The 19,390-nt window shown below is 61.1% G+C and carries 19 protein-coding genes; 9 read left to right on the forward strand and 10 right to left on the reverse strand.

What is annotated here, in order from left to right:
- Positions 1-80 precede the first annotated feature (80 nt).
- From AACH73_RS01230 to AACH73_RS01255, 6 genes are all read right to left on the reverse strand, one after another.
- Positions 81-371, reverse strand: a complete 291-nt coding sequence (locus AACH73_RS01230) for a hypothetical protein (protein ID WP_272739913.1) — start codon at positions 369-371, stop codon at positions 81-83.
- Positions 372-425: 54 nt separating this feature from the next.
- Complete coding sequence (locus tag AACH73_RS01235) at positions 426-1,124, reverse strand: SDR family oxidoreductase (RefSeq protein WP_272739914.1); 699 nt, start codon at positions 1,122-1,124, stop codon at positions 426-428.
- Positions 1,125-1,166: 42 nt separating this feature from the next.
- The gene (gene phnE, locus AACH73_RS01240) at positions 1,167-1,982 is read right to left on the reverse strand and encodes a phosphonate ABC transporter, permease protein PhnE (protein WP_272739915.1); all 816 of its coding nucleotides are present in this window, start codon (positions 1,980-1,982) and stop codon (positions 1,167-1,169) included.
- Positions 1,982-3,037: a phosphate/phosphite/phosphonate ABC transporter substrate-binding protein gene (gene phnD / locus AACH73_RS01245; protein WP_338735158.1), complete on the reverse strand. Its 1,056-nt coding sequence runs from the start codon at positions 3,035-3,037 to the stop codon at positions 1,982-1,984. The genes phnE and phnD overlap by 1 nt, the downstream gene beginning before the upstream one ends.
- Positions 3,034-3,849, reverse strand: coding sequence for a phosphonate ABC transporter ATP-binding protein (locus tag AACH73_RS01250; RefSeq protein ID WP_338735159.1), 816 nt, complete (start codon positions 3,847-3,849; stop codon positions 3,034-3,036). Before AACH73_RS01250 ends, phnD begins: the two co-directional genes overlap by 4 nt.
- A 145-nt stretch (positions 3,850-3,994) precedes the next feature.
- Positions 3,995-6,199, reverse strand: a complete 2,205-nt coding sequence (locus AACH73_RS01255; RefSeq protein WP_338735160.1) for a methyl-accepting chemotaxis protein — start codon at positions 6,197-6,199, stop codon at positions 3,995-3,997.
- A gap of 281 nt (positions 6,200-6,480) precedes the next feature.
- On the opposite strand from AACH73_RS01255, the gene AACH73_RS01260 reads away from it, so the two are divergent.
- From AACH73_RS01260 to AACH73_RS01270, 3 genes are all read left to right on the forward strand, one after another.
- Entirely contained in the window at positions 6,481-7,749 is a 1,269-nt protein-coding gene (locus tag AACH73_RS01260) for a type III PLP-dependent enzyme (RefSeq protein ID WP_338735161.1), read from the forward strand.
- 4 nt (positions 7,750-7,753) lie between these two features.
- Positions 7,754-8,068 carry a hypothetical protein gene (locus AACH73_RS01265; protein ID WP_338735162.1) on the forward strand — a complete coding sequence of 105 codons (315 nt, stop codon included), beginning with the start codon at positions 7,754-7,756 and terminating at the stop codon, positions 8,066-8,068.
- A gap of 156 nt (positions 8,069-8,224) precedes the next feature.
- On the forward strand, positions 8,225-9,277 hold the full coding sequence (locus AACH73_RS01270) for a deoxyhypusine synthase (RefSeq protein WP_272739920.1): 1,053 nt from the start codon (positions 8,225-8,227) through the stop codon (positions 9,275-9,277).
- 367 nt (positions 9,278-9,644) lie between these two features.
- On the opposite strand, the gene AACH73_RS01275 is transcribed toward AACH73_RS01270, so the two are convergent.
- Both AACH73_RS01275 and AACH73_RS01280 read right to left on the reverse strand, forming a co-directional pair.
- The gene (locus AACH73_RS01275) at positions 9,645-10,577 is read right to left on the reverse strand and encodes an alpha/beta hydrolase (RefSeq protein WP_338735163.1); all 933 of its coding nucleotides are present in this window, start codon (positions 10,575-10,577) and stop codon (positions 9,645-9,647) included.
- Positions 10,578-10,581: 4 nt separating this feature from the next.
- Positions 10,582-11,649, reverse strand: a complete 1,068-nt coding sequence (locus AACH73_RS01280; protein WP_272739922.1) for a glycosyltransferase family 1 protein — start codon at positions 11,647-11,649, stop codon at positions 10,582-10,584.
- 410 nt (positions 11,650-12,059) lie between these two features.
- On the opposite strand from AACH73_RS01280, the gene AACH73_RS01285 reads away from it, so the two are divergent.
- The 5 genes from AACH73_RS01285 (at position 12,060) to AACH73_RS01305 (ending at position 16,371) form a co-directional block, all read left to right on the forward strand.
- The gene (locus AACH73_RS01285; RefSeq protein WP_272739923.1) at positions 12,060-12,683 is read left to right on the forward strand and encodes a TetR/AcrR family transcriptional regulator; all 624 of its coding nucleotides are present in this window, start codon (positions 12,060-12,062) and stop codon (positions 12,681-12,683) included.
- A gap of 1 nt (position 12,684) precedes the next feature.
- On the forward strand, positions 12,685-13,095 hold the full coding sequence (locus AACH73_RS01290) for a DUF5990 family protein (protein WP_338735164.1): 411 nt from the start codon (positions 12,685-12,687) through the stop codon (positions 13,093-13,095).
- Positions 13,096-13,308: 213 nt separating this feature from the next.
- Positions 13,309-13,674 carry an aspartate 1-decarboxylase gene (gene panD / locus AACH73_RS01295; protein ID WP_126421834.1) on the forward strand — a complete coding sequence of 122 codons (366 nt, stop codon included), beginning with the start codon at positions 13,309-13,311 and terminating at the stop codon, positions 13,672-13,674.
- Positions 13,675-13,928: 254 nt separating this feature from the next.
- On the forward strand, positions 13,929-15,806 hold the full coding sequence (locus tag AACH73_RS01300) for a ribonucleoside-diphosphate reductase subunit alpha (RefSeq protein WP_272739925.1): 1,878 nt from the start codon (positions 13,929-13,931) through the stop codon (positions 15,804-15,806).
- Positions 15,807-15,891: 85 nt separating this feature from the next.
- Positions 15,892-16,371, forward strand: a complete 480-nt coding sequence (locus AACH73_RS01305) for a GNAT family N-acetyltransferase (RefSeq protein WP_272739926.1) — start codon at positions 15,892-15,894, stop codon at positions 16,369-16,371.
- On the opposite strand, the gene AACH73_RS01310 is transcribed toward AACH73_RS01305, so the two are convergent.
- Positions 16,368-17,792, reverse strand: coding sequence for an HD-GYP domain-containing protein (locus AACH73_RS01310; protein ID WP_272739927.1), 1,425 nt, complete (start codon positions 17,790-17,792; stop codon positions 16,368-16,370). The genes AACH73_RS01305 and AACH73_RS01310 overlap by 4 nt on opposite strands.
- Positions 17,793-17,911: 119 nt before the next feature.
- On the opposite strand from AACH73_RS01310, the gene AACH73_RS01315 reads away from it, so the two are divergent.
- Complete coding sequence (locus AACH73_RS01315; RefSeq protein ID WP_272739928.1) at positions 17,912-18,871, forward strand: class 1 fructose-bisphosphatase; 960 nt, start codon at positions 17,912-17,914, stop codon at positions 18,869-18,871.
- A 126-nt stretch (positions 18,872-18,997) separates the two neighbouring features.
- Here the strand turns inward: AACH73_RS01315 and AACH73_RS01320 are convergent, their stop codons facing one another.
- Positions 18,998-19,360, reverse strand: a complete 363-nt coding sequence (locus tag AACH73_RS01320) for a DUF1428 domain-containing protein (protein WP_272739929.1) — start codon at positions 19,358-19,360, stop codon at positions 18,998-19,000.
- Between the last annotated feature and the right edge of the window lie 30 nt (positions 19,361-19,390).

Consider the following 19,390-nt stretch of genomic DNA (forward strand, 5'->3'; position numbering starts at 1 on the left):
GCGCCGGGGAGGGGGGGTGCCCGAACCGCGGGCGAGATGCGGTGGCGGGGGTGTTAGAAGCCCCGATCTCATAATTCGTACTAAATCCGGATATTCAGCAGGCTGCCTGGACGCAGCATCTGCATGTCTTCGGGTTTGGTGCCCTGAGCGATCTCGGCGGCCTTGAAGGTGGCTGGCGTAACGCCTGCCGGTTTCGGTGCGGGCTGGTCGATGGACGCAGCCTGACCCGTCGCCTGACGGAAAAAAGCCTTCTGAGCCGACAGGGCGTCGTTGAAACGCGCGGCGGCGTCGGCGGCCGGTTTCTGCGGGGCAGCCGGTGTAGCGGCGCGACCGAGAAGCATCTGGGACAGGGAAGGCGGGATAGTGCTCATACCGCCTTTATGCCGTGATTCAGGTATTTAAATGGTTAATGCCGATTAAGCCTTTTACACTTTCAGCTTGGGGCGCACGCGGCTTAAGCCCCCGTCCACCCCCAACACCTGCCCGGTAATCCAGTCGTTTTGCGGATCGAGCAGGAAGGCAATGGCGCGCGCGACGTCTTCGGGCTTTCCCAGCCGCCCGAGGGCGTGCATCGACTCAGACACGCGACGTCCCGCATCCGATCCGACCAGCCCCGCCGTCAGCGGCGTTTCGACCAGACCGGGGGCGATGGCGTTGATACGCAGGTTTTGCCCCGCATAGGAGGCTGCCGCCGAACGCGTCAGGCCAATGACCCCCGCCTTGGCGGCGGCAATGGCCTCGTGATTGGCCAGCCCTTCGAGCGCGGCGGCTGACGACAGCAACACTACGGAGCCGCCTTCGGTCATGTGCCGGGCGGCGGCGCGCACCGTGGCAAAGGCCGTGGTGAGCGAGGCCGTGATGGTGGCGTCGTACTGGCTGCGGCTAGTCAGGCCTGCGGATTTCAGCAGCAGCGACCCGGCCAGATTGACCGCCCCGTCTAACTTGCCAGCCTTGGCAAACACGGCGTCCACCGCATCGAAATCCGAGGCATCCAGCAGGTAATCCGGGGCGATCGTGCGGTCGCTGCGGGCGGCGGTCATCACCTCGTGCCCGCCTTGCCGCAGATGCTGTACAAGGCTCTGTCCGATGCCGGACCCTGCTGCAATGATCAGATAACGCGCCATAGTCGAACTCCTGTTTGCGCCTTTTACGGCGGACGGGTGCTCTCAGACCAGTCGCTTACGCAGGGCGGCGGACGTCATGTCGATCAGAATGACGGCGGCAATGATGATCAGGGCGATGGCCGAGACGCGGGCATAGTTGAAGCTGTTGATATTGTCGAACAGCACCTGCCCGATCCCCCCAGCCCCGATCAGCCCCAGCACCGTGGCCGAACGTGCACTCGATTCGAAGCGGTAAAGCGCGAAGGAGGTCCACAAGGGCCCGACCTGAGGCAGCACACCCCAGACGATTTCCTGAAGGCGGGTACCGCCTGTGGCCCGCACGCCTTCGATGGGCGGCTGATCGACGGCTTCGACCGCCTCCGAAAACAGCTTGGCCAGCACCCCCGTATTGTGCAGGGCCAGTGCCAGCACCCCGGCCAGCGGCCCTGGCCCCACGGCCACCAGAAAGGCGGTGCCAAGCACCAACTCGTTGACGGCGCGCAGCATATCCATCGCGCGCCTGACGGGGAAGCTGATCCACGCCGGGGCGATATTGGTGGCACACAAGAGCGAAAAGGGGATGGCCAGCCCTATCGACAGCACCGTACCCCAGATGGCGACCTGTATCGTCACCCACATTTCGCGAACATAGTAGGCGATGGTTGTCCGGTCTGAAAAATCAGGATGCAGATAGTCGCGCAAATAGGTGCTTGTATTTCCCCAGTTACGACCCAGAAGCGGCAGATCGCCGATCTGAGCGCCCTTGAAACTGAGAGCCAGTAAAAGGCCGAACCCCAGCCACAGCCCCCAGGTCAGCAGTTTGTCCCGTAAGGACGTCCGCGGCGGGCGCAGCGCGTCGAGCGAAGCGGTTTCGGCCATTATTGCGCGTCGGGCCGTTTATCGGTCAGGGCATCCGGCAGGGCCTGCGGGGCGGCTCTCTGAGCGGCGGCTTCGCGAGAAATCGCCTGAAGGTCGGACTCAGCCTTGCGGATAGCGGCGGCATCGCCGCCGTTGCGCGCCTTCATCAACGCTTCGGCCGCCTCCATTTCGCGCACGGGCAGAAGGTGCGAATTGTCCGCCGGCTTGAACACGCCAAAGATCAGGTTGTTCAGTATCTTGAGCTGACGCTGGCCTTCGGCGTCTGTGCCGGTGCCGTAGGACAGGAAAAAGGAGCGTATCTTTTCCTTGGTCGCCGGGTCGAGATCCTTGCGATAGATAATGGGGTCTTCGGGTAGGGTTGGAGAGGTCCAGATGATCTTGATCTGCTTCAGCTTTTCCGGAGATACTTCGGCCATTCGCTCGAGCGAGGCATTGTTGTTGGTGGCCGCATCGACCATGCCGTTGGCCACGGCCTGAAAATTGGCCTCGTGACTGCCTGAACGCACGCTCTTGAAGCACTTGGCCGGATCGACCTTGTGCGGCAGGAAGAAGTAGGTCATCGGCGCCAGCGTTCCGGAGGTCGATTTCACATCCCCAAGGCCAAAGCTACGCTTGCCATCGCATTTCAGCAAATCTTCGGCGGTCAGCGAGGAATCGGCGCGGGCGATGATAACGCTCTGATAGCCATCGACGCCCGACGGGTCGGATGAGCGCGCAAAGACCTCGCCATCGGCTCGCCGCACGGCCTCAAGGCCGGAGGCATTGGAAAACCAGCCGACCTGTACCTGATTGAAGCGCATGGCCTCGATCAGCGCCGTGTAGTTGGAGCCGAAGAAGGGTTTTACCTTCAGCCCGGTCTGCTTTTCCATGTCGGCCAGAAACGGCCGCCACAGGGGTTCCTGATTCTGCGCGTTTTCGGTGGAGAGGATGGAGAAGCTGATTTCCGTGCGTGGGCCTCTGGTCTGATCGACCTTACCACAGCCCGACGTCAGAAAGGGCAGGGCGATCGCCGAAGCCGACAAACCTCTCAGCATATCCTTGCGCGACAGGGTCATGACGGGTCTCTCCAATAGGCCTGCTCGATCTCAGGGCCATAGATTTCGCTCAGGCGGTCCGGGTTCAGGCCATCGGCAGGACCGTCATATACGATCTTGCCGTCCTTGAGGGCCAGAATACGGTCGCAATATTTCATAGCATAGTCCACCTGATGTAAGGTGACGATGACCCCGACGCCACGGTCTTCGTTGAGATGAACGAGAAGCTCCATCACCTTGCGCGCCGTCACCGGGTCCAGCGAGGCGACCGGTTCGTCGGCGAGGATAAGGCGCGCATCCTGCACGATGGCCCGCGCAATCGCCCCCCGCTGCTGCTGTCCGCCGGACAGGGTCTTGGCGCGCTGCGACGCCTTGTCAGCTATGCCCACCGTATCGAGCGCCCGCATTACGCGTTGTTTTTCTTCGGGGGTCCACAGACCGAACAGTCCACGTATGGGGGGGATGCGCCCCAGAAGCCCCAGCGCCGCATTAGTGAACAGGCTGAGCCGTCCGACAAGATTGAATTGCTGCGCCACCATGCCGAGATCGGCGCGCGCGGCCCGTACATCAGCCCCCAGCCGCCCATCCGTCTGAACCGTTCGTCCCAGCACGGTGACAGGGCCCGATCCGGCGTCCCCAAGGATAAGGCCAGACAGGCTACGCAACAGGGTCGACTTGCCCGATCCCGAGGGCCCGATCAGGCCAATGCGTTCAGGACGGGTCATGGTGAAAGAGACCTCATCAAGCGCCTTGAATGTCCGCGCCGCGTCAGGGCTCTGCGCCCGAAGCGCAAAGCTTTTCGACAGTGACTGAACTTCGACCAGGCTCGGCATATGCGTTCACGGGTGCGCCCCGTTCCCCCCTGCGCTGTCGGTCCCTGACCGTTTTGGCGTTAACAAAGATGAACGTCAGAGTCTTGCCGAAATTTGGGGGCTTTGGCAACCATCGGCCGCAGAGTGACGCGAAAGGTCGCAGTCTCTACGCCGCCAGTTGCATCACCTGATGCTGGGTGAAGCGGAAGTCGTTGAGCATATGGACGCCGAAGGAATCCTCGCCGACCCAGATAATGGTCGCATCCACCTCGGCATCGACTAGACGGATCGCCAGATTTTCACCGGGTTTAAGGCCCGATGTGATGCCGATACGCGCCCCTGTTTCGCTGATGTCATAAAGACGCAGGTTGCGGACGGTTCGTCCCTTCACTTCAATATCGACCGTCTCTGTTGAAGCGTAGCGCGCCGCCACCCGCTTATCCACTAGTTCATCGAGAAGGGCAGCCAGTTCCGTTTGCATGTCGCGTGAAGCGCCCGCCATGTCCTGAGAAATAGCCTGCATGTCGTCGGCGGTGCGTTCGGTCCGGCGCGTGACTTCGGGCAAGAGGTTGATGATGCGCTCGGCCTCACGATTGCCCAATGCCGCGCGCTCCAGATTGTGACGGATGGCGTCGGCCGCCTGACTTTGGGTCTTAACCGCGTCGGCGACCGTGCGCGAAGTCTGCGCTACGGAAGCGATGATACCAGTAATTTGTGACACAGAACCGACCATGCTTTCGGCCGCCTGACGCACGTCCTCGATCTGGGCTTCGATTTCGGCGGTGGCACGGCCCGTCTGATTGGCCAGAGATTTGACCTCACCAGCCACAACGGCAAAGCCCTTCCCGGCCTCTCCGGCGCGCGCGGCTTCGATAGTGGCGTTAAGCGCCAGCAAATTGGTCTGGGAGGCAATGCCCTGAATAAGGCGTGAGACCTCGCCGATACGCTCAACGGCCTGTGTCAGGGCCTGCGCCATCTCGCGCGAGCGTTCCAGTTCGCCGGAGACGCGGTCCGTCATCTCGGCGCTCTCATCCGTGCGACGGGCGATCTCTCCGAAGCTTTGCGAGACCTCGGCCATGCCCGCCGATACGCTGTCCACATCGCGCGCCGAGGCGCTCAGCCGGTCAATCGCCGCCGTCAACTCCTCGCGCGTCGTCTTGGCCGTCAGACTGAACTCACCGGTCGAGTCCCCGACCGATGAGGACAGGGTCTGGACAGCATCCATGACGTCCGTAATGGCATTACGGATGCGTTGGGAAAGGGTGTTGATGCGATCCTTTTCCCTGATAATCAGTTCGTTACGTTTCACATCATTGGCGGCATCGGCGATTTTTTCGATAGTGCGCCGGCGGAAGAACTCCAGCGCGCGACCGACCTGACCGATTTCGTCCCGGCGTGTGGCTTCGGGCAGACTGGCGTTGAGATCCTTGTCCGCCAAATGCCTGATATTCTGATCCAGCCCGTTAATGGCTTTCAGAATGGAATGGGCCAGACCCAGCGCCATGAAGACCGCCACCAGAGCCGCTGCAACCGTTACGGCCAGAAGGGTATAGAGGGTCGTAGAAAAGCCGCCGATCCGTTTCTGAAGCAGCGCGTTCAACTGCTGGGCCGAAGCCTGCCACAGATCGTCGCTCACCCTGGCATAGGCGGTTTTAGCGCTGAGGAGTGGCGTCAGATCGACCCCTGCGGCATTGCCCTGAGTCTGCATCTGGTGCGCAAGGCCGAGCGCCTCGGCTTCTACGGCCTGCGCTGCCGCCTGATAGGCGTCACGCTTGGCCTTGAGCGCCGGGGAGAGGCCGCTGTTGGCGGCAATCGCTTTGTCGAGCGAGGTGATCTGTCCCTGCCAGGCCGCGCTGAACTGCCCCAGGCCCACGACCAGACCGGTCGTCTCCTCGGTGGTCAGACTGGCCTTGGCCTGATAGGCCGACATGTCGCGCAACACGACGGAAATACGGTTCAGGGCGTCCGGGGCTTTGAAGGCTACGGCGTCCATCACATAATAGCTGTCGATATCGGGATCGAGCGTCAGATTGGAACGGTCGCTGAGCGTCGTCAGGAGGGCCAGAGCCGCATCAGCGCCGGGGGCCCTGGAGAGGGCGTCAGCCTCAGCCGCCGCAAGCGTCTTCAGCGCGGGGTGTTGCGCATCGAGGGTCGCCATCGGGGCCGTCTCGCCCGAAAGCTGTGCGGTTGCGCCGGTCAGGACGGGCCATACGATGCGCATCGCCTCGACGCCCTGAACCTCTTTCTGACCGAAATGGATGTCTTTCAGGGATTGCTGCACAAACAGGTAGCTCATCAGCACGATGGGCACCATGAACACGCCGGTCATGACAAAAAGTTTGGTACGAATACTGATGGCGGCGAAAGACATGACGCGATCCGGAACAGGCTGACCCACCCCCAAAAGAACAGCGTTTTGGTTTCGGTTTCCTTAATGCCGCCAACGGACTTTCAAATTTAAAAGCGGGGGCCATTGTCACAAAAAACGCCTTTACAGTCAGGATAAAATGCCCGATATAGCGCGCTTCCGGCGGACCCCGACACACAGGTCGGCGCCCTGGGGCCCCTAGAGAACACTCTCGACGGGCTGGGCGTCGTTGAAACGCTGCTAACGCCGGTCTGGGTTTAACTTAACTTTACGGGGTATTGGCAGTGGCAAACTTCCAATCGGCCCTGGACCTGGTCCGCGAGCAGTCACCGGAAAAGCCCGTCGCCCTTGTGCGACGTGAGCCTGTTTCCGTCGCAGCGCAATGGTTCCAGCGCCACTTCAAAGGCGATGTCTTCTACGCGGTCAAGGCGAACCCTTCTTCGTGGGTCATCGAAACCCTGCTCGACGCCGGGATCGGTTCGTTCGACGTGGCCTCGATCAATGAAGTCAAGCTGGTGCGCGGCCTTGCGCCTGAAGCGCGTCTGGCCTTCATGCACCCGGTCAAGTCGCGTCGGGACATCGCCGAAGCCTATTCCGATTTCGGTGTAAAGACCTTCAGCCTTGATACCCACGAAGAATTGCAGAAGATCCTCGACGCCACGGGTGGCGCGAAGGACCTCAATCTGATCGTGCGTCTGGCGACGTCGGGCGAAGGCTCGAACCTGCCCCTGACCAACAAGTTCGGCGCTCAGCCCTATGAGGCGCCAGCACTCTTGCTGGCGGCGCGTCAGGCGACGCAGGACCGCATGGGTGTCTCCTTCCACGTCGGCTCGCAATGTATGCGCCCGACCGCCTATGCGGCAGCCATGTCGGCGGCATCGCGCGCGCTGGTCCGCGCCGGCGTGCTTGCCGATATTGTCGATGTCGGTGGCGGCTTCCCGTCGGTCTATCCGGGCATGGTGCCGCCGTCCCTGCCCGAATATATGGACGTGATCCATCGCGCCTTTGATGAAATGAAGGTGCATGAGGCGACGGAACTGTGGGCCGAGCCGGGGCGTTCGCTGGTGGCGGAATCGACCTCGATCCTCGCCCGCGTCGAGCTGCGCAAGGGCGATGCCCTTTATCTGAACGACGGGGCCTATGGCAACCTGTTCGACGCCACCCACGCCAAGTGGCCCTTCCCGGTGCGCCTGCACCGCGCCGAGGATGGTGACGAGCAACCGGAACTGAAGCCGTTTCGTTTCTATGGCCCGACTTGCGACTCCATCGACCACATGCCGGGGCCGTTCTGGCTTCCGGCGGATGTGGATGAGGGCGATTACGTCGAAATCGGGATGCTGGGGGCCTATGGCGTGGCCATGACGACCGGGTTCAACGGCTATGGTCAGACCGAAACCGTCTTCCTCGATGACGCGCCGATGGCCTCGCTGTTCGGTCTGGGCCCGCGCTCGCTGAACGTGCCGCGCAGCCTTTTCGACAGCGTCGAAGAGAACAAGGTCGTGCGCCTCAACCGCCCCAAGGGCGGCAAGCGCGGCAAGAAGCGGTCGAAGTAATTGGATGGAAGAGGGACAGGCTGAGAAGGACGTTTTCCGTTTTTTCTTCTGGGTTGGTTTCCTTCATGTCGGAATAGGCGCTCTCTTTTGCGCTTTCCTTTCGCTCATGGCATTTCGCAACTGGGCGTTTCAGGGGTTTTCGGCCAGCGATTTGCAGTTAGCCTTAATTTTCTTACTCGCTTTTATCTTTCTCGCGGGGATCCTCTGGCTCAGGTGTCGTAAGTATAAACGTTGGGCACAGGAACCCTCGCCATCGAAAGTGACGGCGGAAGAAATCAACCATGCCCGACGACGTCTTTACGGTGACAGTGACGGATAGTTGACCGCGTCGTTTAATCAAACCTTGATTTGCCAAGGCGCCCCCTATGTCCTATAGGGGCCGCGAGTTTTTTCAGCTTCTCTCCCCATCGCTCCGTCTGGGGGACAAAGAGTGCATGACGGGCGTCCACCTTCTTATCTCCAAAAGGACCAAGAGATGAACGCAACTACCCCCCAATCCAACCAAAAGGCCGCCCTGCTCCAGAACACTGTGGAGCACGTCGATATCACGTCTTATGACGCGCGCCCGATCATCGACTCGATGCGCAAGATGAGCTTCTCAAGCCGTGATACCGCCCGCGCCGCCGACATCTTCAACATGGCGCTGGAAGACAAGGACTGCTCGCCGTGGCTGATCCTCGCCGGTTCGACCTCGGCCGGTGGCTGTATGCACGTCTATCGCGACATGGTGAAGTTCGGCATGATCGACGCCGTGGTCGCCACCGGTGCCTCGATTGTGGATATGGACTTCTTCGAAGCGCTCGGCTTTAAGCACTATCAGGCCGCCGGTCCGGTGGACGATAACGTTCTGCGCGACAATTATATCGACCGCATCTACGACACCTATATCGACGAAGAAGAGCTTCAGGCCTGCGATCACACCATCCTTGAGATCGCCAATCGCCTCGAGCCGCGCGGCTATTCCTCGCGCGAATTCATCTGGGAAATGGGCAAGTGGCTGTCGGAAGGCAATGCCAAGAAGGAGGGCTCGCTGATCCAGACCGCCTATGAGCATGGCGTGCCGATCTTCTGCCCGGCCTTCGTGGACTCGTCTGCCGGTTTCGGCCTCGTTAAGCACCAGAAGGAACGCGCGGCTGCGGGTAAGCCCTATCTGATGCTCGACGCCATTGCTGACTTCCGCGAACTGACCGACATCAAGATTGCGGCGGGCACCACGGGCCTGTTTATGGTCGGCGGCGGCGTGCCGAAGAACTTTGCTCAGGACACGGTTGTCTGCGCCGAAATCCTCGGCGTCGAAGCTGATATGCACAAGTACGCGGTGCAGATCACCGTCGCCGATGTGCGTGACGGTGCCTGTTCCTCCTCGACGCTGAAGGAAGCCGCTTCGTGGGGTAAGGTTTCGACCACCTACGAACAGATGGTCTTTGCCGAAGCCACAACCGTCGTGCCGCTCATCGGCTCCGACGCCTACCACCGTGGCGCGTGGAAGTCGCGTGAGAAGCGCAACTGGGCCAAGCTGTTTGCGTAAACCCTGAGTAAATGACGCCGATTTTTGAGAATAACTCTGGTTAATCGTTTGCTTAGCGGTATCAACATGCCATTAACCAAAGATCGGCGTCATAGATCACGAATTTTTTTTACTCAGCCTCTTCCCTTTTTCAAAATAAGGGCTATTTAGGCTTTAACGATAGCGGCTCACGTAATTGAGTCGTCGTCACTCAGTTCGTCGCCGGGATCATCCCCCCCCCCTCGAATCCGGCGGCATGCGCGGCCCTCCCTGCCCCCCAGGGAGGGCCGTTGTTATTTCGGTGTCCGTGATGGGGCAGGTCGGGTTTTCCTGAAATTTGTGCTCAACCTGCGTTCCGCGCTGGCCTGCCCCCCAGGGAGGGCCGTTGTTATTTGGGCGTCTGCGTCCCTATTACCCCGATCCTCGCCAACCATATCTCGAGGCGTTGCGGCCATTCGGAAATCGGCAGGCCGGTGGGGCGAAGTCCGAACGCATGGCCGCCCCTGGCATAGAGGTGCATCTCGACGGGTATACCCGCCTCTTTAAGTGCCGCTTCGTAAACGAGGGAATGGCGCACATCGTCCACGGGATCGTCTTCGGCATGCAGAAGAAAGGTCGGTGGTGTACCGGGCGTGACCCTGATGTCCGGCTCAAGGGTCAGGTCGGGTTCATGCCACAGATGTCCGGGGTATAGAACCACCGCGAAATCCGGGCGCAGGCTTTGCGTGTCCGCGGAATCTACGGGCGAATAGGCGGCTTCGGTGCGCGTGCTGACGGCTGCCGCCAGGTGCCCACCAGCCGAAAAGCCCAGCACGCCGATACGGTTGGGGTCTATACCATAGGTCTCCGCCCCCTGACGCAACAGGCGCAGCGCCCGCTGCGCGTCCTGAAGCGCCATCCATACCTTCGGGTTTTCACGGCAATTGCAGTCGGGATTCCACCACGGTCCGGATGCCGGAACCCGGTATTTCAACACCACGCAGGTAATGCCCCTGGGTGTCAGCCAGTCGCACACCTCGGTTCCTTCGAGGTCCATAGCCAGCACACGATACCCGCCGCCCGGCAGGACCACAACGGTCGCGCCCGTCGGTTCGCCCTGTGCGGGATAGATCGTCAGGCTGGGCTGCGACACATTGCTGATCTGCGTCCACGGCCGTCCACCGACCAGCGACTTGCCCTTGCCCGCCTGTTCGGGGCCCCTGGCTCTGGGGTTGCCCATATGGGCGGAGTTTGGCCACAGAGGAACGCTTACCGGGGCGGCCCCCGCCGATGAAGCGATAACGGAAGCGCAGAACATCGCCGTGAGTGTTCTGCGGGCCATCCGTTTACGCCGCCCTGCGCAGGCGACGCGGCAGGGCGCGTAGCCGCGCCCACAGCTTTTTCTTCTCGGCTTCGGGATAGGGTTCGAGGTTGCGGATAAATTCCTCCGCACAGGCCCGCCACGAAAACTTTTCGGCATGACGGCGCACATGGGCGCGATCCAGCTTCAGCGCCTCGGTAATGGCGACGCTGAGGTCTTCGTCGATGACGCCTGCGCCCGTGCCGGGGATCAGGTCAATGGGCCCGTGCGCCGGGAAGGCGGCGACCGGGGTGCCCGTGGCCATGGCTTCGAGGATAACAAGGCCGAAGGTGTCGGTCAGAGACGGAAAGACGAAAACGTCGGAATCGGCGTAGGAGCGCGCCAGTTCCTCGCCGAAACGCGCGCCCGTAAACACCGCGTCCGGATATTTTTCCCTCAGTTCCTCGAGCTGCGGTCCCTTGCCGACCACCACCTTGGTGCCGGGCAGGTCAAGCGACAGGAAGGCTTCGAGGTTTTTCTCAATGGCCACGCGACCGATATAGGTCATGATTGGGCGGGGCAGGTCGCCGAAGATCGGCTCAAGGCCCGGGCGGAACATCTCGGTATCGACGCCGCGCGTCCACGGCGAAATGTTCTTGAAGCCGCGCGCCTCAAGGTCTTTTTGCAGGGTCGGCGTCGCCACCATTACCCGGCCCGACGGCTTGTGGAACCAGCGCATATAGCCATAGCCCCAGCTCAGGGGGATGGGCAGGCGCGCCGACACATATTCCGGAAACTTGGTGTGGTAGGAGGTGGTGAAGGGCATCTTCCATTCCATGCACACCCGACGCGCCGCCAGACCCACAAAGGCTTCGGTGGCGATATGCACGGCATCCGGCTCATAGTCCTGGATGATTTCACGCACGTCTTCGTAGCAGCCCAGAGCCAGCTTGACCTCCGGATAGTCGGGCCACGATACCGACTTGAACTGGTTATAGTCCACGATCTTGAACTCATGGCCGAGCTTTTCGCATTCGGCGATGACCCGCTTCATCGTCGTGACCACGCCATTGACCTGAGGGTCCCATGCATCGGTCGCCAGTAAGATACGCACAATCGTTTCCGTCTGTTGTCCTGCTCCCCTGTGTAGAGGGCAAAGAGCGGTCTGTGAAGCACGATTTTGTTTCACGCCTGCGACAGTCGCGTGAGCGCTGTGCAGAAACGCGCAAAGGCTTTTGGGCCGGGCCCGCGCGGTCCGGCAAAACACCGCCAGGGGGATTTTCGGCCCTCCGGCAGGGCGGCACAGGCGAGCCGGGCTATATTTTCGCGGTTCACTGCGCCTTTTGTCATGCCGCAGATGTTGCGATGCACAAAAAGGCGCGTATAATTACCGGTATGGAACCCCGTCGCGTCAAAAGCTCCAGCGCCTTGTCAATTGCGACGAAAGACCCGAATGTGAGTAGTGTCCGCGCCCGTACAGAACACACAACGGGAGGCAAGCGCGCGGAGGCTGGAAGGCAGCGTATGAGCGATCGACCGAAAGACACGCCCAAATCCCGCCGCACGCGGGTTCAGATTCTCGACACCGCTATGCGGCTGTTCGCAGAACTGGGCTATGACCGTGCCGGCAATGCCGCCATCGCCGAAGCCTGCGGTCTGACGCGTGGGGCCATGCTCTACCACTTTCCGACCCGTGAAGCGCTGGTCGAAGCCGCCGCCTGGCATATCCACGCCGCCCGTGAAGCCGCTTTCGAGGCCGAAGCGGGGAAGCTGAAACCCGGTCAGGACGCGCTGGACGGTGCGATTGACGCCTACTGGCGTCTGCTCAGTTCGGTGCCGTTTGCCGCCTTTCTGGCCCTGGAACGCGCGGCGCGTCAGGACGAGGACGTGGCCAAGGCGATCCGCCCGGCGCAGGAGGCTTTCGACCGAGGTGCGATGGGACGTGCTACGCCCGGCTTCATCACCGCCGGTGTCGATGCGCGGTTTCAGGCCAGCCGCGATCTGGCTCGCTTTGCGCTGGACGGTCTGCACCGGGCCGCCCTGACGTATGATCAGCCCGAACGCATCGAAAACCTGCTCAATGTCATCAAGCGCGCGGTGCATATGCTGAACCGCAAGGGCGATGTGACGGACCTCTGGGCCGACTGAGATGGCCGACGCGTCGGTAACCCTGCGTCTGACCATCGCTGACCCCGTTCCGGGCGTAGCCTATAGCCTTCAGGACAAGGACAGCCACCCGGTTGATCCGCAAACGGCGGGAGACGGGCCGCTGTCGTTCGATGTGCCGCTGCGCCTCAGCGAAGACGGTCGCTGGCTGGGGCCGTTCGTGCGTCGCGAAGGCCCTGAGCGCCGCTTTGTCTATATCGCCATCGGCACCTCGGCGGGGGACCACGGCAGCGAATGGACGCGCCGCGCCAAGATCGACATTCACGATATGCCCGACACCCTGAAGGCTGCGGCCCGCGCCGGCGGCGTGCCCGAAGCCCTGCTGCCCGGTCGCGGCAAGGACGGCACCCCCGCCTGCGCCGCCGTGCGTGTGCGCGAATGGCGTCTGATATGATAAGCCAGAAAACGGCTGACTTTCGGGCGCGTAAAAGATATTAGCCACGAAAAACACGACAAGACACGAACGTCGAGCGCTCACAGGGTTTGTGCCCGAAGGCCTTCTGATCGGTTTCCGGCACCAACGCTATCAGGCGCCTCGCGCCAATCATCGCCGCAGCTTTCGTGTCTTTTCGTGTTTTTCGTGGCCCATCCTTTTCGAAAGCTCACCATGCGCCAGTTGCTGCGTTCCAAGATCCATAACGCCTACGTCACCGAGGCCAATCTGGCCTATATCGGTTCGATCACCATAGACGAGGACCTGATGGATGCCGTCGGCCTGTGGGAAGGCGAGCGCGTGCTGGTCGTTTCCAACACCTCCGGGGCCCGACTGGAAACCTATGTCATTACCGGTGAGCGCGGGTCGGGCAAGATCGCCATGAACGGCGCGGCTGCGCATCTGATCAACGAATCCGAGCAGATCATCATCATGGGTTTCGAGCTGACCGACGCGCCGATTATCCCCAGAGTCGTGCTGGTTGATCGTCAGAATCGGGTTGACCGCTACCTCTCCGAAACCCCCTCGACGATTCTCTAACAGGACTCTTTTTTTGGGGTATTTTCGTCTTCGGGGCCCAACCCCTTGAGCCGCTTGGCATAATGTTTTTTTTAGGATTTTGTTAACGAAAAACTTCGCCTGTGCGGCGACTTGGCCGTTGACGATGCGATCCGATTATGGCCCCATATAGGGGCTGATGGCGGTCTTCGACACTATATCTAGTTGTCTTGGGTCTGACCTTCGGTGCTCCGGGGGCGGAGCGGTTTTCTCAGGCATACCAGGTGAGTGTGACGATGTCGGCAAATGATGCGGCGGCGAAGGTTCAGGGTGCGGCGTCTGTTAAGGGTACGCTCAAGGTGCGTCCCAAGGAGCGTCCGGAGTTCAAGCTGATCAAGACGGTCGTGACCGATCCGTCCAAGGACGACAAGCTCACCGACTTCGGCAAGAAGACGCTCGACGACCGTTATCTGCTGGCCGACGAATCGTATCAGGACATGTTCGCGCGCGTCGCCACGGCCTATGCCGACGACTCCGAACACGCCCAGCGCATCTATAACTACATTTCGAACCTGTGGTTCATGCCGGCGACGCCGGTGCTGTCGAACGGCGGGGCCAAGCGCGGACTGCCCATCTCGTGCTTCCTCAACGCCGTGCCCGATTCGCTCGAAGGCATTGTCAGCGTGTGGAACGAAAACGTGGCGCTGGCCTCAAATGGCGGCGGCATCGGCACCTACTGGGGCGGCGTGCGCTCCATCGGTGAAAAGGTGAAGGGCGCGGGCCAAACCTCTGGTATCATCCCCTTTATCCGCGTGATGGACTCCCTGACGCTGGCCATTTCGCAAGGCTCTCTGCGCCGGGGTTCGGCCGCCGTCTATATCGACATCTTCCATCCGGAAATCGAAGAATTCCTCGAAATCCGCAAGCCGTCGGGCGACTTCAACCGTAAGGCGCTCAACCTGCACCACGGTATCTCGATCACCGATGAGTTCATGGAAGCCGTGCGCGACGGCGCGCAGTTCGGCCTGCGTTCGCCCAAGAATAACGAAATCATCCGCTATGTGGACGCGCGCGCGCTGTGGCAGAAGATCCTCGAAATCCGTATGCAGACGGGTGAGCCTTACCTGATCTTCGCCGACACGGTGAACCGTTCCATGGCGCCGCACCAGCGTGAGCTGGGCCTTAAGGTCAAGCAATCGAACCTGTGCGCCGAAATCATGCTGCACACGGGTAAGGACCATCTGGGGCATGAGCGCACCGCCGTGTGCTGCCTGTCTTCGGTCAATGCCGAAACCTTCCTCGAATGGCGAGACGAACCACGTTTCATCGAAGACATCATGCGCTTCCTCGACAACGTGCTGGAAGACTTCATCCAGTCGGCCCCGGACGCCATGTCCGCCGCCGTCTATTCGGCCCAGCGCGAACGCTCGGTCGGCCTCGGCCTGATGGGCTTCCACTCCTTCCTGCAATCGCAGGGCGTGGCCTTCGAGTCGGCCATGGCCAAATCGTGGAACATGCGCCTGTTCAAGCACCTGCGCCGCGAAGCCGACAAGGCCTCGGTCAAGCTGGCTCAGGAGCGCGGGCCCTGCCTCGACGCGGAAGAACGCGGCGTGATGGAACGCTTCTCGCACAAGCTGGCTATCGCCCCGACCGCCTCGATCTCGATCATCTGCGGCGGTACCTCGGCGGGCATCGAGCCGATCCCGGCCAATATCTATACCCACAAGACCCTGTCGGGCTCGTTTGCGGTGAAAAACCCCTTCCTGCGTACCCTGCTGGCCGAAAAGGGCCTCGACACGCCGGAAACCTGGGACTCCATCGTCGAGCACGAAGGCTCGGTGCAACACATCGACGCCCTCAGCGAAGACGAAAAGGCCATCTTCAAGACCGCCTTCGAAATCGACCAGCGCTGGGTGGTTGAACTGGCTGCCGACCGCGCGCCGGAAATCTGCCAATCGCAATCGCTCAACATCTTCCTGCCGGGTGATGTCGATAAGTGGGACCTGCACATGCTGCACTGGACGGCGTGGGAACAGGGCGTCAAGTCGCTCTATTATCTGCGCTCCAAGTCGGTACAGCGCGCCGCCTTCGCCGGTTCTGAAGGCAAGGCTGCCGCAGTGTCGATGGCCGCTGCGGGCAAGACCGACTACGAGGAATGCCTCGCCTGTCAGTAAGCAGGGCCTCAGGCCCTGCACCCGAAACCGGGAGCAAGTTTCAAAGGCCGGAGCCCACGCTTCGGCCTTTTGCTATGGAATGTTTATGACTGAGATCATTCGCGCCGATTACCTCAACCCAGTCCATGCCAAGGCCATTGTCGCTCTGATGCAGACCTATGCACGCGATATCATGGGCGGTGGTGATGCCCTGCCTCTCGAAGTGACTTCGGTACTGATCGAGCGTTTGGCGGCCACGCCGGGTGCCGTGTCGATTCTGGCTTTTGCCAATGGACAACCGGCAGGCCTGCTCAATGCCTTTGCCGGGTTTTCGACCTTTGCTGCGCGGCCCCTGCTCAACATCCACGATGTCGTGGTCGCCCCGGCGTTTCGTGGGCAGGGCCTGGCGCGCGCCCTGATGGCCGAGGCCGAAACCGTCGCCCGCGAACGCGGCTGCGCCAAGCTGACGCTTGAAGTGCTGGAAGGCAATGCAACAGCGCAACGGCTTTATAGGTCGCTGGGCTATGGTGACTATGTGCTCGATCCGGAAATGGGCCGCGCCCTCTTCTGGCAGAAGAGGCTCTAAGCCACCTTCTGCATCGGGCGTTCAGTGGCATCGAAGCTGACCGTGCCCGCCTTTGCGTCGGTCTCGATACGGTCGATGGCCTGTTTCAACGCCTCAAAACAGGTCGGGTCGATGGCATCGCCGACGCTTTGCCCGATGATCTCCAGCGCCTTCCAGATCGGCAGGGCCGGGCGATAGGGGCGGTCGGCGGTCAGGGCGTCAAAAAAGTCCGCCGTCGAAATGATGCGCGTTTCCAGACTGATCTCGTCGGCACCGAGGCCGTGCGGATAGCCCTTGCCATCCAGGCGCTCATGGTGCGCCCCCGCAATGCGCGCCAGTTCCGAAAAGGCCCCGATGCGCGACAAGATGGTTTCCGTATAGAGGGCGTGGGCCTGCATCTGCGCCCACTCTTCGCCATCCAGCCGCCCCGGCTTGTCGAGAATGGTGTTCGATACGCCCAGCTTACCCACATCGTGCAGCAGGGCGGCGCGTTTCAGCCAGCGCCGCGCGCGGGCGTCGAGCCCCATCACCTCGGCCATCATATCGGTATAGAGGGCGACCCGCGACGAATGACCCGCCGTATAGGGGCTTTTGGAATCGACCACCTGACCAAAAGCAATGGCGATGTCGTCGAGATAGTCTTCATCCAGCGCGACTTCGTGGTGCGCCGGTTCCATCGACTGAATACGCTGCACCAGATCGGGTGCGCACAGCCCCTCCCAGAAGCCATTGCGCGACGCCACCTCAAAGAAGGCATCGGCGGCTTCCGGCTCAAACCAGGTCCCGGCGCGGTTGAGGATTTCACGCAAGGCGGCCGCCATGCCCCGGCTTTTGAAAAACACATCGACGCACTGACACAGAAGCGCGATGCGGGCATAGGGGGATATGGCCTGACGCCGCAGACCCTGCGGCTGACCGCGCCCGTCCCAGTGCTCATCCAGATCGCGGATACCGATGGCGACGGCCTCCGGGAAGCGCAGTTGCCGCGCAATGTCAGCGCCGCGCGTGCAGCGCGTCTCGATCAGTTCGCGCGAAATCTCGCCGCCATTCTTGAAAATATTGACCACGGCGCGGAAGCGTTCGGCCAGATCGGCCTTCAGCCCCGTATGCGCCATGACAAAGCCCAGCACGTCCGAGAGGCCGGTGTCGATATCCTTGAAGTCGCGCTTAAAGGTCCGGTCGTCGGTCAGATAAAGCTGACAGATGCGCGCCGCATTGGATGAACAGCCCAGATCCTTGAGCAGCAGTACATAATAAAGCTCCCACTTCTGATCCGCCGAAAAGCCCAGCTCATCGGCAATGTGCATACCGATATAGCAGCAGCGCACGCAGTGCCCTTCCGGCTGCCCTTCGGTAATGTCGAGCGCATAGGAAAAGGCGCTGATCAGTTCCGACAGTTTCAGCCGGTCAGGTGAGATTTCGGGCAGTTTCGGCGCAGGCATGGGGCCCTCGTTCTGAAGGAAGGCCGATCATGGCACGCCACGCTTAAGACCGCGTTGACGCCGGACGTGTGGAAGGCTAGTCCTGCGGCATCCCAAAATTACAATAAAGCGATTTTCTAATGCCAATGACATTGACCGCCTTCCTCGAAGGCCAGAGCGATCTGCCGCAAAGCCTCAAAACCCTGATCGCCGCCATGGCCGACACCTGCGCCTTGATCGGTCGCACGGTGAACCTCAGCGCCGTCAACGATCTTCAGGGCGCACTGGAACAGGAAAACGTGCAGGGCGAGGTGCAGAAGCAACTCGATGTCATTGCTAACGACATCATGCTCGAAGAGGCGCGCTGGAAGGGCGTGGTGCATGGTCTCGCCTCTGAAGAGATGGACGACTATGTGGCGTTTGATAGAGGTGACTATCTGCTGTTCTTCGACCCCATAGACGGCTCGAGCAATGTCGATGTCAACGGCGTGGTCGGCACCATCTTCTCCGTTCTGCCCGCGCCGAAGGGCGATCTGAGCTTAAGCGACTTCCTGCGTCCGGGCCGCGATCAGGTGGCGGCCGGTTACGCTGCGTATGGCCCGCAGACCATCCTCGTCCTTACCTTGGGTAAGGGCGTCGTGGCCTTTACACCGGATACCAATGGTGTGTGGATACAGACCAAAACAGCGATGACGGTGCCGGCTGCGACGCGCGAATTCGCCATCAACATGTCCAATCACCGCCACTGGTTCCCTGGTATTCAGCGCTATATCGACGAATGCGTGGCGGGTAAGGACGGCCCGCGCGGCGCCGATTTCAACATGCGCTGGCTGGCGTCTATGGTCGGTGACGTCCACCGTATTCTCACGCGCGGGGGGATTTTCATGTATCCGGGCGACACCAAGCGCGCCGAGGGCAAGCTGCGCCTGATGTACGAAGCCAACCCCATCGGCTTCCTGATCGAGCAGGCGGGCGGCAAGGCCACCAACGGCACCACCCGTATCCTCGACCTTCAGCCGACCGGCCTGCATCAGCGCACAGGCGTGGTGCTGGGCTCGGCCGAAGAGGTCGAGCGTGTGGCAGAATATCTTAACGGTTAAGACCAAGAGTCATTGAAAATGACTCTTGGTCTTTCATTCGAGACTGTCTCATGTCGCTGAGACATATGAGACAGTCTCGTTTCTTCAACGGCCGGATGCGATCAGCATCTTCGGCCGTTGGTAAAATCAAGCCGTAAAGATCGTCTGAAAGCCGCCATAGATCAGGCGCTTGCCATCAAAGGGCATATCCATCTCGGCCATGCGCGGATCGGCTTCCGCCTTTTCCCAGGCGATATTGCGGACCTCTTTTGATGGCCAGACGACCCACGAAAAGACCACGACCTCGCCCGCTTCCAGCTTTACGGCCATGGGCAGCGAGGTCAGCTTGCCTTCGGGCACGTCATCGCCCCAGTTTTCGACCACGGCCAGCGCGCCCAGTTCCTTGAACAGGGTGGCGGTGACCTGTGCGGATTTCAGATAGGCATCGCGGTTTTCGACTTTGACCGGACAGACAAAGCCATCGACATAGGTGGTTGGGGCTTCAGACATGGAGGGCGTCTCCTCTGTTGGGAGCCACCA

This window comes from Asticcacaulis sp. DW145 (genome assembly GCF_037101385.1).
GTDB classification, from domain to species: Bacteria; Pseudomonadota; Alphaproteobacteria; order Caulobacterales; family Caulobacteraceae; genus Asticcacaulis; species Asticcacaulis currens.